General features: G+C 68.8%; 11 protein-coding genes and 2 pseudogenes. 9 read left to right on the top strand and 4 right to left on the bottom strand.

The features are described 5' to 3' along the window. Window positions 1-18: 18 nt before the first annotated feature. Window positions 19-945: a phytoene/squalene synthase family protein gene (locus ICC28_RS11830; RefSeq protein WP_188288449.1), complete on the bottom strand. Its 927-nt coding sequence runs from the start codon at window positions 943-945 to the stop codon at window positions 19-21. 435 nt (window positions 946-1,380) lie between these two features. On the opposite strand from ICC28_RS11830, the gene ICC28_RS11825 reads away from it, so the two are divergent. From ICC28_RS11825 to ICC28_RS11800, 6 genes and pseudogenes are all read left to right on the top strand, one after another. Further along, window positions 1,381-2,289: an aminoglycoside phosphotransferase family protein gene (locus ICC28_RS11825; RefSeq protein WP_188288448.1), complete on the top strand. Its 909-nt coding sequence runs from the start codon at window positions 1,381-1,383 to the stop codon at window positions 2,287-2,289. A 1,061-nt stretch (window positions 2,290-3,350) separates the two neighbouring features. Next, a complete protein-coding gene (locus tag ICC28_RS11820; RefSeq protein ID WP_188288447.1) occupies window positions 3,351-4,277 on the top strand; it encodes a hypothetical protein in 927 nt (308 codons plus the stop codon). A 420-nt stretch (window positions 4,278-4,697) separates the two neighbouring features. Next, on the top strand, window positions 4,698-5,096 hold the full coding sequence (locus ICC28_RS11810) for a hypothetical protein (RefSeq protein ID WP_188288446.1): 399 nt from the start codon (window positions 4,698-4,700) through the stop codon (window positions 5,094-5,096). After that, on the top strand, window positions 5,093-5,284 hold the full coding sequence (locus ICC28_RS11805) for a helix-turn-helix transcriptional regulator (protein ID WP_188288445.1): 192 nt from the start codon (window positions 5,093-5,095) through the stop codon (window positions 5,282-5,284). Before ICC28_RS11810 ends, ICC28_RS11805 begins: the two co-directional genes overlap by 4 nt. Window positions 5,285-6,045: 761 nt before the next feature. Next, window positions 6,046-6,200 (top strand): annotated as a pseudogene (locus tag ICC28_RS41470) (IS256 family transposase); the annotation flags it as partial. Window positions 6,201-7,011: 811 nt separating this feature from the next. Further along, a complete protein-coding gene (locus ICC28_RS11800) occupies window positions 7,012-7,494 on the top strand; it encodes a GNAT family N-acetyltransferase (RefSeq protein ID WP_188288444.1) in 483 nt (160 codons plus the stop codon). A 490-nt stretch (window positions 7,495-7,984) separates the two neighbouring features. Here the strand turns inward: ICC28_RS11800 and ICC28_RS11795 are convergent, their stop codons facing one another. Further along, entirely contained in the window at window positions 7,985-8,722 is a 738-nt protein-coding gene (locus ICC28_RS11795) for an SDR family NAD(P)-dependent oxidoreductase (RefSeq protein WP_188288443.1), read from the bottom strand. A gap of 84 nt (window positions 8,723-8,806) precedes the next feature. On the opposite strand from ICC28_RS11795, the gene ICC28_RS11790 reads away from it, so the two are divergent. Both ICC28_RS11790 and ICC28_RS11785 read left to right on the top strand, forming a co-directional pair. Beyond that, complete coding sequence (locus tag ICC28_RS11790) at window positions 8,807-9,448, top strand: TetR/AcrR family transcriptional regulator (RefSeq protein WP_188288442.1); 642 nt, start codon at window positions 8,807-8,809, stop codon at window positions 9,446-9,448. A gap of 229 nt (window positions 9,449-9,677) precedes the next feature. Then, entirely contained in the window at window positions 9,678-10,574 is an 897-nt protein-coding gene (locus tag ICC28_RS11785; RefSeq protein WP_188288441.1) for an IS982 family transposase, read from the top strand. A gap of 20 nt (window positions 10,575-10,594) precedes the next feature. On the opposite strand, the gene ICC28_RS11780 is transcribed toward ICC28_RS11785, so the two are convergent. Continuing rightward, window positions 10,595-10,762, bottom strand: a complete 168-nt coding sequence (locus ICC28_RS11780; protein WP_188288440.1) for a hypothetical protein — start codon at window positions 10,760-10,762, stop codon at window positions 10,595-10,597. Window positions 10,763-11,269: 507 nt separating this feature from the next. Between ICC28_RS11780 and ICC28_RS40460 the strand changes: the two genes are divergently transcribed. Continuing rightward, window positions 11,270-11,704 carry a DsbA family protein gene (locus tag ICC28_RS40460; RefSeq protein WP_317453996.1) on the top strand — a complete coding sequence of 145 codons (435 nt, stop codon included), beginning with the start codon at window positions 11,270-11,272 and terminating at the stop codon, window positions 11,702-11,704. A 278-nt stretch (window positions 11,705-11,982) separates the two neighbouring features. Here ICC28_RS40460 and ICC28_RS11770 read toward each other — a convergent pair. Further along, window positions 11,983-12,366, bottom strand: a pseudogene (locus ICC28_RS11770) (hypothetical protein); the annotation flags it as partial.

Raw genomic sequence — 12,366 nt, 5'->3', positions numbered from 1 at the left:
TTGAACGGAAGGCCGCGCTCAGCGCCGACGCATCCGCCAAGCCACGGCAGTTTGGCGAGCCAGAACCCGGACAGCGGCCACAGCAGACGGTCGCACTTCGTCTTCTTCGAGTACGGCGCCGCCCGCGCGCCGCAGCGCCTCCAGGCGCAGCTCCTGCATGGAGATAAGAGTCCTTACGAACGGCCGGAACTCGTCTTCGACCAGGTCCGGGAGTGTCCGGCACTCACCGAGCGCATGGCCGGCGAGATCGGCTTGGGCCCTGACCAGCAGGCTGACCGCCGGATCAGCGGACGGTCGCCTCCGGAGGTCCTCCGGTTTCAACCCGTACTCGGCGAGGGAGAGAAGCGGGATGCCGATCTTGTCGTTCTCGGCGTCCTCACGCAGGTCCGCGAGGTGATCGATGCGCTGCCAGGCCTCGATCAGTTTCAGACAGCCCTGGTGAAAGGGTGCGTCCCGGCCGGACCCGGGAGGCGGGGCGAAGAGTGAGGCTGTGAGCATCAAAGCGGGCAGGGAGTACCTCCGCACATAGGCCTGGAAGTCGTCCTCCGTACGAAATCCGGTCCAGGCTGCCTCGACTGTCGCTCCGTCGAGGAAATCCCGCACCCGGTCGGCCATGTGCTGACTGCGTCGCACGGTATCGGCCAGGGCCCTGAGCACGGATTTGTCGGAGCCCTGATGCAGGGCCTCCGTCACCTGGTGGCTCCAGGAACGAAGGGTCTCCTGGCGGGTGTTCACGTCCCCGGAGTCGATCAGCTCGTCCGTGTGATGCATGAAAGCGACGGCGGCAACGACCAGCGGGTGAAAGCGCGAGGGGAGCAGTAGCCGCGCGGCGAGGTAGGCGTGACGATCGAACCGCCTGACGAGCCGGCGCTGAGCGTCGTAGTCCTCACGAAGTTGCGGGCTGCGGATACCGGCGTGAGTGAGGGCTGCGGACCATCTGGTCACTGTTCTCCTGAAGGGGCGGGCTACTCAGCGGGCAAGAAGGAGGCGAGCGGTACGCAGCAGGAAGCGTGGACCGGTGAACGCGCGCGGATGTTCAAGCGTGTTGACAAGGCCCATGAAGACCGGTTGACCTCCGGCTCGGTGATGGATGGACGCCTCCGCGATGCGGCCCGCGACCCCAGGCAGGACCGGATAGGCAGGCAGGCGAATACGGGCTGGTCGCATGGGGCCGTGCCAAGTCTACGGCGGCCAGAAAGCGGGCGCCTCGAACGCGCTTGTGAATGGGAACCGGGAGCCGGGAGCGCACCGTCAACGCAGAATCGCCCTGCCCCGCAACACGACGCTGCTGCGGTGACGTCCCGCGATCGCTCTCCGAGACCTGCGCCAGACCCCAAAAGTCACTGGCGTACCTGTCCCGCTTGCGGTGAGATTTCCGACGTGGCGCTTCACGAGGATGAGATTCCGGTCGACGAGACGGTGGTCCGGTCACTGCTGAAGGCGCAGCGCCCAGAGTGGGCTCACCTGCCGTTGTCACCCGCCGGCGCAGGCACGGACAACACCATGTACCGGCTGGGCGACGACCTGCTGGTGAGACTTCCACGCACCGCCGACAAGGGGCGGTCCGTGCGGAAAGAGCAGGAATGGCTTCCGCGCCTTGCCCCCTTCCTCGCATGCCCGATTCCCGAGCCCGTCCACGCCGGGACGCCCACCAACGACTTCCCTCTGGTCTGGTCGGTCTACCGCTGGATCGACGGTGAGGAAGCCGGTCCGGACACCGTCCAGGACTGGTCGGCCTTCGGAGCCGACCTGGCTGCGGTCGTGAGAGAACTCCACGGCACCGACCTCATGGGAGCGACTCGGGCAGACGACCTCAGCTGGTACCGCGGAGGCAGCTTGGGGCCGTGCGACCCATGGGTCAGCAGGTGTCTCGACGACTGCCGAACCACCGTGGGCGCCGAACTCGACGTTGACCTTCTGGAACAGTTGTGGCGATCTGCACTCACGCCGGCCGAGCCATCCGGGCCTCACGTATGGCTCCACGGAGACCTCAAACCAACCAACCTCCTGACCAGGGAAGGCAAACTCCACGCAGTCATCGACTTCGGAGGACTCTCGGTCGGCTTTCCCGACGCCGAACACTCCACCATCTGGGACCTGCCGCCACAAGCCCGACAGAGCTACCGGGACACCCTGAACCTCGACGATGCGACCTGGGCCCGCGCCCGTGCCTGGGCCGTCGCGGTGGGCGTCAGCGGAATCTCCTACTACTGGCACACCTTCCCCGCCTTCGTCGACGAGTGCCGAGCACGACTTCGCGCAATAGTCATCGACGCCGCTGCGCGTTGAGCCGCCTCCCCGGTTCGATCCGTAGGCGAAGTCGCCCGAGAATCATCCGCGGACAGGACGCTTGGCCTGACAGTTCGGGTTCTCGGTTCCTGCCATCGGCTCCCCGCCGCTGCGTTGGTCTCCCGCTGAGAGCCCGCCGGTTCAGCTGTGAAAACTCCGTCCGCGCACGCCGTACCCTCTTCGAGCAGCTACCCGGCCCGACACGCCGGCACGGTCAGAAGGCCGAGCGACTGAACTCCTCCCTGGCTGCTGTCGGCCCGGCCCACGCGGGGCAGTCCGGGGCCCGCATCGTCCGCGTTCCCGGGGCATCCGACAGCCGCAGCACGGTGCTCCGACGGGTGAACACCCTTCCCGAATCCGAGATCCCCGCGCCGCGAGCGTCGGCGTTCGACGAACACGCCACGCCCAAGGAATCGCCACCACGGCACCGACCTGTTCGACACCGAGCCCCGCTGCCCTGCCGATTGGCTGCCTGCCCGGGAGCCGTCCAGCCTGGAGGCCGGGCCCGCCGACCAGCCGGGCACCGAAGTCGTGTGCCGCCCAGGGCACTTCCACCCACGCTCCGCAGGCCGCCCAAATCGTGGACCGGCGGCATCTGCGGCACCACCCGACCAAGGCCGCCGAGCGGACCGTAGCCCAGCACCGCCGCTGCCAGCGGCCCCTTGTCCCGGCCACCCCCGAACCCGAGCCAGAACACGCCCCGGAAGAAGAACTGTCCGGTTCACCTTGGCCGACCGGACACCGGTTCGCCGACCACAAGCCCCACCGGGACGACCGCCGGGACGAGCGCATCATCCATGTCTGGAAGGCCTGGGAGGAGATCGTGCCGCGCGGCTACCAGGGCAGCTACCAGCGCGTCCGTGCGACGGTGGCCGACCGGGGGCGGGGCAGTTGCGCCTCGCCGTCCGGTCGTTGGCCGTGCCGGGGGCGTCCCGCGCCCTGCCGGGCCGAGGCGCGGCCGGACAATGCGCCGTCTGCTCCGTGCAGACCAGGCCGCCGATGGGTAAGGACCGGTCGGCGCGACCGGCGCCGGAAGCCGGGCGGCGGGGGAGAGGAGACAGGTGAACGGCGAAGGGGAGGGGTTGCGGGCCCGTCTGGACGCGCAGTACGCGGTCTACGGGGAGGCGCTGCGCGGTCTGGGGTTGCCGGTGCATGACATGCCGGGGCGGGAGGACGTAGAGGCCCTGCTCGCGCCCGGTGTCCGGCAGTGGCTCGAGGAGCGTGCCGACGCCGGGCACCGCGACGATCTGGTCATGGCGCCGAGCGTCCGGCATCTGGGGGGCTGGCGTGCGTTCCGGGAGCTGCTCGCGACCACGCATCCGGCGGTTGTGGTCGACACGGTCCCCAGGAACCCTTACCGGTACCCCTTCGACCCGCCGGAACGGCACCTCACCGTGTGGCAGCGACTCGCCGACCGGCTGCACGCGGCCAGGGGTCTCCCCGCCGTCCACACAGCGGCGGTCGAGGCCGAACGGGTCCGCCACGTGGTGCAGCACGACGACGGTCAGCAGGCCGATTGGCTCGTCGGACTGGTCCTCGACGACTCCGACGAACCGGAACCGGAGGGCAGGGGATTGAAATACACCCGCCGCTACCTGGCGGAGCAACGGGAGCGGGTGCGCGAGGAGGACGAGACCGTGCACCGCCCCGAAGGACGGCACATCGGCTCGATCACCGTTCCCCAGTACCTGGCCTGGCAGGCGATGCGCCGCCTGGTGGGACTCCCGCCGGCCGACGGCCGGAGCACCGAGCCGTTCGTGGGTAACCCGGCCGAAACCCTCACCATCCAGTGGAAGACCCGCTTCCCGTGCTACCCGCCCGGCCGCTACCAGCCCCCCTCCCCGGACCCCAACACGGCCAACGCCACGATCAGCTACGGCATCGTCGGCTACTGCCTGCCCGACGGCTCCGTAACGGTCCGCCCCAACGAGCGCAGCGACGGCTTCAACCGCCACGAGGGCGTCCGCCGCGTCCTACGCCTGAACTGACGCCCGGGCTCCGCCCGTGCCTTCTTCGAAGCGGCCGTCGAGCACGATACGAGGCGGTCCGCGCCTGGCGCGAGGAGACCTGGCCGGCGATCCGGACCAAGGCAAAGGCGTAGAACGGTGGGGTCCTCTTCGCCGCCCCGGTCACCGGCCGCACCTTGGAGTGCGTAGGGGAAGACTCGGGTCGTCCGTCGCGCCGGGAACCGGGTCCTCGTGAACGGGATGTCCGCGATCAGCGCCCACGGCGGGATGCACTTCGTGGTCTTCACCGAGTCGGTTGGTCAACGCCGCCCCCGCGTCGTCACCGGCTTCTAATCAGTATGGCTGACCAGACGGCACTCGATGTCAAGCACACTTGACATCGAGGTGTGATGCTCCATACCGTGTCAAGTGTCCTTGACATCGCGCCCGGGGGTGACACCCGTGCAAACGCATAACGAGATCAAGACGAGCGCTCGGCTGGTGCTCTGGACATTCGCCTGGGTGGCAACCCTTGCCCTGGCCAAGTTCGGCCCGCAGCTCTTATGGGATACGCCACAGAAGGTGGCGGGCTGGGCCGCCGTTGCCGTCAATCTCGCCGTCGGCATCGGCTGGATCGTCGCCTTCACGCGCTTTCTCCGCGCGCTCGATGAGCTGCAACGGAAGATCCTGCAGGATGCGCTGGCGGTCACCCTCGGTGTGGGCTGGATCCTCGGATTCGCCTATGTCGTTACGGATGACGCCGGCCTCGTCGCCCGCGACGTCGATATCGCAGTCCTCCCCGCGCTCATGGGAGTCGTCTTCGTGGTCGTCTTCGTGGTCGGCAAGATCCGATACCGATGAAGAACCGCATCACGGACCTTCGCGCTGAACGGGGCTGGACGCAGGCCGATCTGGCTCAGCGTGCCGGCGTGTCAAGGCAGACGATCAACGCCATCGAAACAGGGAGGTTCGACCCAAGCCTGCCCCTTGCTTTCCGTCTCGCCAAGCTCTTCGACATGAGGATTGAAGAACTCTTCCTCGGTGAGTGAACCGTGCGTTCTTGATCTATGGACCGACCTGCTCGCGAAATGCCATCTGCACAAGGTTTGTTGGCTGAAGGGGGCCATGTATCCGGAGGTTCGGCGTTCTCGAACTTCGCAACGACCTTGCTGGGTAGGGGGTGAGCAGTGAAGCGGAAGAGTCCGGTCGCCGTGGAGACTGGGGCATGGGTGGTTCATGCAGGAAGCGGTGCCGCTCAAGGGGGGTGCCTTCGCGGATGCGCAGCTCGTGGAGTACGTACGAGCCGGTTTTCTGCAAAGCCCTAGCTGGGAAGCAGGGTGCGGTTGTCGAGGCGGGGGTCCTCGGTCAACGGGTACGGTGTGCGCAGCCCGTGGCCGACATTGGCCTGAAATTCGGCATCCCAGTGCGCCGGGCCGGTGGGCGCCCCGGTTCCCTGTGCGTCGATTATGCCCCGTGCGTTTCGTGAATCCCGCTCACCGTTCCAGCAGCGAAGCACACGGTAGTAGTGCACCGTCCTAGTTCCGTCCACACCGGGGAACTTGTTTCGTGCTCGCGGCTCGATGGCCGTCGCCTCGCGCAGAGGGATGCGGTTGGTGCGCTCCCAGGACAGTGGTCAGAGCCGGTTCGTAATAGTGAGGGTGTGTCTGTAGAAAGTCAGTCGGACGAACGGGGTCGACGCGGTAAGGGGAGAGCGGGCGGGCGGTTCGCTCACTTGTCTGGGATTCTTCATGACTGTAATGGTGGCCAGTAGAAGGCCCGTTGACGCCGCCACAGCGAAGCCCTCCACTCGGTCGCGCGCGGGGCCGGCTCCCGACCGTCGCCCTGGCCATGGTCTTCAAGCTCGTCGAGTCCGCCCAGCAGCGGTGGCGGGTCGTGAACGCACCCCACCTCGTCCCCCTTATTCGTGCCGGGGCCCGCTTCGAACGCGGATCGTGTCCGTGGTGAGGGTCCCGGCTCGGTGGGCGGCGGTGAGGCCGGCCGCGGCCTGCTGGTGGTCCATGCGCCTTGCCGGCAGTGCTTTGATGAACGCGCGAGTGTCGGCTGCGTCGCTGTGCGCGGCGTTTTCCGTGGCCCGCCACTCGTTGTGGACAGGAGTGATGCGCCTCTCTGGGAGGGGTGCTTCAGAGCGGTCGACCTGGGAAAGGCACCTGGCTTGCGCTGCAGGGCGTCGAGGCAGTGGTCCAGGACCAGGCGGGACTCGCGCCGGTCGTCGAGGCGCTCGTGCCGGGTGACGACCTGTACGTCCGTCGTAGACGATGAGGTCGTCGGCGTGCAGCAGCACCCGGAGCTTGCGGGCCTCATCGTCCTTGTCTCGCTGATCAATCACGGGGACAGAGTGATTGCGGTGAAAGTGGCATGGTCTGCCTCTCGCCCCCGCCCTTCTCGTGGGTGCCCTCGATATCGGGCCGGCAGTGGAACGGTTCGATGCCCCGGTGTGAGTGGGGGTGCACGTGGCCCTCCAGCATGCCTCCTGGCCGCAGGTGGCGAACACCTGGTGCACGGCCTTGCCGGAGTACGACAGCCGCAGCAAGAACAGATAGCCCGCTGCGGCGAAAGCGCACTCCACCGTCCCACCGCAGGCCCCTGGTTGACGTCAAAACACAGCGGGCATGGCAAGGTCGGTCAAAATGTCGACGATGACGTAATCTTCGGTTCTTCCCGTCACGCTGAGGGCGTGAAGCCCATGTCCCTGGCCCCAGGGAGCTGGCGGGGTTTGCGGGGTGGTTGTCGGATGCTGCGGGTACTCTCGCCATCCATGAGTGATCGTGAGATGGAGATCACGGTTCGCCGTGCGGTGGCCGCGGACATTCCCGGCCTGGTGGAGTGCAGTGCCGGCCTCTTTGCCGAGGATGCCGGAACCCGGGATGACACGGTCAACGTGGACTGGCCGCGTGAACACGGTCCGGATCGGTTCGCGCAGGCCATTCAGGAACCGGACCGGCTGGTGCTGGTGGCCGACCGCGGTGGGGTGATCGTGGGGTGTCTGACGGGGGGTGTTGCGGAGCCCTCGGCGATGAGGCTGGTGAAGATCGCAACGTTGGTGAGTATGTTCGTGCGGCCCGAGCTTCGTGGCAGCGGCCTCGGTGCCCGGCTGGCTGATGCGTTCTTCGCCTGGGCGAAGGAGTGCGGCGCCGCGAAGGCCGAGGTCACGGCGTATGCGGGCAATTCCGGAGCGATCAACTTCTATGAACGCAACGGCTTCCGCCGGCTCTCCGTCACGCTGGAGCATTCGCTCTAGTGCCGGTCCCCGCCGGCGGGTTCGGCGAGGATGCGCCGGTCTTGCTGAAGCGGATGTTGGCGCCGTGACGGACGGCCTGGTGGCCGAGGGCCTGGGCGGCTGCGTCTTCCCGGCGACTGCCGTTGTTCCTCGATGACCGCGACGGCTTCGGCGTCGGCGAGGATGTTGTCCTGCGCAATGTCGATTTTGCTTTGTGTGCAGTGGAGGCGGGTGATCTGAGGTCGGGTCCCAGGGGTGGAAGGCGGCGGCCGGCTGGACGGCGTGGCCGGGGCCGCCAGGGCGTCCGGCGGGCCGGTGAGGGTCTCCTGCCGCCGGTCGGACGGGGTGAAGCACCGCGTCCTTTCCTGGTTCCCCGTCGGGCAGCTTCTTCACGCTGTGTGTCCCGCGTGCTGTCTGGTCTCCGGACGCACCGGGCCCTTTCACGCGCGGGTGCGGCCCCGGAGTGCGCTCCTTTGCTGTGAGGGGGCCGGCCGCGTTCCCCGGCTGTCGTTCAGGCCCGGGTGTAGCCGCCGTCGGCGAAGAGTTCGGCGCCGGTGACGAACGACGAGGCGTCCGAAGCCAGGAAGAGGGCGGCCTCGGCGATTTCCTCGGCGTCGGCCAGTCGCCCCAGTGGCACGACGGCCTCGGCGAACCGATCGGCGTCCGGCCCTGCGGCGCGCAGGAGGCCGGGGGTCCGCGTGGGCCCGGGGCTGAGCACATTGACCCGGAACCGGCGTTCCCGCGATTGCCGGGCCCAGTTGTGCACGAGGTTGCTCACCGCCGCTTTCGAGGCGCTGTAGACCTCGAGTTGCGCATGGGGCCGCACGCTGTTGCTCGAGCCGACGACCAGGACGGAGGCGTTCTGCGCCAGCAGCGGCAGCGCCTTCTGCACGGTGAAGAGGGTGCCCTTGATGTTGACGGCGAGCGTCAGGTCGACGTTCGCCTCGGTGTGGGCGCCGAGCGAGGCGTCCGCGACGATGCCCGCGTTGGCCACCAGCACGTCGATGCGTCCGGCTTCCTCGCGGACCCGTGCGTAGAGCGCGTCCAGGTCGGACAGGACCGAGAGGTCGGATCGTACGCCGGTGGCCGCAGGGCCCAGTTCCTTGACGGCCGCTTCGAGGCGATCGCTGTCCCGGCCGGTCACGAAGACCCGCGCGCCCTCCCGGACGAAGCGGCGGGCGATGGCCAGCCCGATCCCGCTGGTCCCTCCGGTGATCACGGCTGTCTTCTCCCGCAGTACGCCCGGCATGGCGGCCCCCTTCATTTATGGAATGGATCGTCCATAACGTAGGCAGTAATGGACGATCGAGTCAAGAACGAATAGCCTGAGACCATGCCGAGACCACGCGCATTCGACGAACGCCAAGTCCTGGAACGGGCCCGGGAGCAGTTCTGGGCGACCGGCTACGCGGGAACCCGGATGGACGACATCGCCCGGGCGACCGGCCTGGGCAAGGGCAGTCTGTATGGGGCGTTCGGCGACAAGGGCACGTTGTTCCACCGCGTGTTCGACGACTGGTGCACCGCGGTCGTCGAGGTGGCCGAAGGCCGGCTGACAGGGGGCCCGGACGCGGAGGCCCTGGCCCGGTTGTCGGGATACGTACACCTGATGGCGGAGAACACCGCCTCCGACACCGAGCGCCGCGGGTGCCTGCTGGCCAAGGGCGCGGCGGAACTGGCCCAGCACGACCCGACGGTCGCCGGACGGTCGGCCGAGACCATGACGGCGCTGCTGGCCTTGCTGCGGACGGAGATCAGCGCCGCCCAGCGTCACGGCGACATCGACAGCGCTGCGGATCCGGAGCGGCTGGCGGCACTGCTGCTGACGGTGGTCCGCGGCATCGAAGCGGTGGGCAAGGCCGGCTTGGACCCGCAGGCGCTGCGGAACGTCGCGGACACCGCGCTGGCGGTCCTGCCCAGGCCCGAGGGCCGGAAACGCCGCACAACCGGGCGCGGTGCGGCCGGCGGGAACTGACCCGGTGCCGTCGCGGTCACATGATCCGCCGCACGGCGCCTGAAGCGTGGTGCGCATGGCTGTGAGTCGGGCATTTCCCTCGTGGGGCCGGGGGGTGAAGGGCTGAGTGGGTGTGGGTGGATGGAGGCCTTCCCCGGGCTGCGGGTGACGCAGTGTGCGTGTCTGTGCTAGACGAGTAGTTCCGAATGCGGGGGTTCACGGACGCAGGGAGGGTGTCCAACATCGGGTTGTGACGACCGAGTTAGACACCCTCTTGACCGCACTGTACGTGCACATCGACGACCGCTTGAAGACCTCCCGCTGGCGCGGACGGCCGCCCCGGCTGACCGACGCGGAACTGGTCACCCTGGCCGTGGCCCAGGCCATGCCGGGCTTCCACTGCGAGGCCCGCTGGTTGCGCTTCGCCCACGCCCACCTGCACGGACCGTTCCCCTACCTGCCCCAGCGGCCCGCCTACAACAAGCGTCTGCGGGCCGCGCTGGGCCTGGTCAAGCAAGCCATCCGGTCCTTGGCCGCCGACTGTGACCTGTGGCTGGACGATGTGTGGATTGTGGACTCCACGCCCGTCGAGTGCGCCCGCTCGCGTGAGACCGTCAAACGCTCCGGCCTGGCCGGCTGGGCGAACTACGGCTACTGCCGCTCCCACTCCCGCTTCTACTGGGGACTGAAGCTGCACCTGGTGTGCACCCCGGCCGGACTGCCCATCACCTGGGCCCTGGCCGACCCCAAGAGCGACGAACGACAGGTCCTGGCCGCACTCATCGACAATGAACCGTACCTGGCCGCTGACCGGCCCGGCCTGCTGATCCTGGCCGACAAGGGCTACATCGCCGCCGAACTCGACCGCTTCCTCGCCGCCCGCGGCATCAGCCTGCTGCGGCCCTCCTACCGCAACCGCGGCACCCCACGGCCAGGAGAGTCCCTGTTCAAGACGGTGCGGCAGCTGATCGAGTCGGTCAACGACACCCTCAAGGGCCAGCTCGACCTCGAACAGCACGGCGGACGCACCATCGAAGGCGTCGGCGTCCGAGTGGCCCAGCGGATCCTGGCGATGACCTGCGCCATCTGGCACAACCGCACCATCGGCGCACCCATCACCCGCTCACTGATCGCATACGACCACTGAGCCACATCGGAACTACTCGTCTAGGCGGTGCGGGAGCGGGGCGGCGACGGCACCTTGCGGGGTCGGCTGTGGCCGCTGTCGCCGGCCGAGCGGGCACTGACGGCCGCGGCCTCCTTCCGCACGAACCCCGCGATCCGGCAGTTGGGCCCGCGGTCCGGTGTCTCCTCCTCCAGGGTGTGCCGGGTCATGCCTCCGTGGCCCGCCCCGGCCCCGTCGTCGACGGCACCGCCCACACCGTGATGCCCGCGTCCGCCGGTACTCTCGCGTCCGCCGCTCTCCACGCCGGATGCGGCGCCCCATGCACCTGCCGTGACAGCGGCTCGGCTCCTCTGTGCGCGCCGCCTGATGGTCCGCCGGCCGGGACAGGAACGGGGAGACCGCAGCCTTCGCTGAGGAGCACTGCAGCGGTCAGTTCCCCACGTCCGCTCCGCTTTGGTCCTCGCTCGCTCGGCTCCTGCCCAGCGCGGACGGTGAGGGCTGGGGGAGGCGTCCGCCCGGTCGGAGACTGCGCCAGGGGAGTCTCTGCGGGCGGGTGGTGGGCTGTGCTGTGTGCGGGCGTGGTGCTGATGCCGGCGGGGTGCGGGCAGTGAGGGCCACAAGCCTCTCCTGCGTACGCGAGCGAGGAGGAACTGCCGGAGAAGCTCGGTGCGGACGGTGTCATCATCACGGCCGGCGATCCCGACGCGCAGGTGAAGGTGCACCCGTATGAGGACCCCCGCTGCCCGTACTGTCAGGAGTTCGAGACCACCGGCGGCGGCCCGCACCGGCGGCAGGCGATGCTCGATGGCCGGGCGAGAGCCGGGTGCGCCCTGGCTTCCTTCCTGGGCGAGCGGGGCGGCGGCGACGGGTGGAAGAAGGCGGTCAACGCGCTGCGCGCCGCACTGGAGGAGGGCGGGTTCGTGGAGTACCACGAGGTGCTCTACGCCAACCAGCCCGAGGAGAGCGTCGACGGCTGCGCTGGCACCTACTTGCGTCAACTGGCCGGCACGGTGAAGGGCCTGCGCAGTCCTACGTTCGACGCGGCCGTGACATCCGTGAAGTACCGCGCCTTCGTGACCGCCTCCCGGAAGGCCTGCGAGCGGGCCGGGGGGCCAAGGATCCTGACGGCCCCGGTGCACCCGCCGTGGTGATCAACGACAAGCGGATCCCGCTGGAGTGCAACGCCCTCTTTTTCGAGAGTGACGCTTTCGCCGAGCTGCTGCAGCGGATCCATGACCAGCGGTGGGAGTGGAAGGGGACCGTTTTGCAAACCATCGCGCCATGCGCCGTACCCTCACGTGGCTCGGCAACGAAGTGCGGCGCTGCCGCAGTCCGTCGGCCAGCCGTGAAGGCCCGCCGGGCCGGCGAGGACGCCGGGCCGGCCGGTGGACTGGCGACCAAGGGAAGCGGTCGGGGCGGGGTTGGCTGATCAGCCGGAGGACGGGACCGGGGCCTGCGGCGGGGCACGCTCGGGCGGGCCGGAGGAGAACGCCAACTGCCACGCCTCGTTGCGCTGCTCAGATCGCATGCGCAGGTGCAGGAAGCCGGTGAGGTCGCTGCCGTACAGTGTCCCGCCGCCGAGGGCGGCCGGGAACTGGGCGGTTCGGGTGGCTTCGTTGAGGTGTGGGGGCAGCGTGTGCCGACGGTTTCCGGAGCCGGTCAGTGATGAAGCGGCTCGGTGAGGGCGGGGGGAGGTGACGGTGCTGCCGTGTCCGCGAAGCGGGATGCCGGCGCGGCAGGTCAATGGGGCCCACCGGGGACGGCCGATCCAGCCCAGGTCCATGGCGATGCCCGGGGTGGGATCTGCGGGGTC

This window comes from Streptomyces sp. TRM68416 (genome assembly GCF_014596915.1).
Classification (GTDB): Bacteria; Actinomycetota; Actinomycetes; order Streptomycetales; family Streptomycetaceae; genus Streptomyces.
Note: the sequence above shows the minus strand (reverse complement) of the source record. Positions and strands in the feature narration are given on the sequence as shown.

Coding starts and splice junctions, on each gene's coding strand:
- ICC28_RS11805 (WP_188288445.1), top strand. CDS start 5,093: ATGAAGAACCGCATCACGGACCTTCGCGCTGAACGGGGCTGGACGCAG.
- ICC28_RS11780 (WP_188288440.1), bottom strand. CDS start 10,762: ATGACCCGGCACACCCTGGAGGAGGAGACACCGGACCGCGGGCCCAAC.
- ICC28_RS11790 (WP_188288442.1), top strand. CDS start 8,807: ATGCCGAGACCACGCGCATTCGACGAACGCCAAGTCCTGGAACGGGCC.
- ICC28_RS11800 (WP_188288444.1), top strand. CDS start 7,012: ATGAGTGATCGTGAGATGGAGATCACGGTTCGCCGTGCGGTGGCCGCG.
- ICC28_RS11795 (WP_188288443.1), bottom strand. CDS start 8,722: ATGCCGGGCGTACTGCGGGAGAAGACAGCCGTGATCACCGGAGGGACC.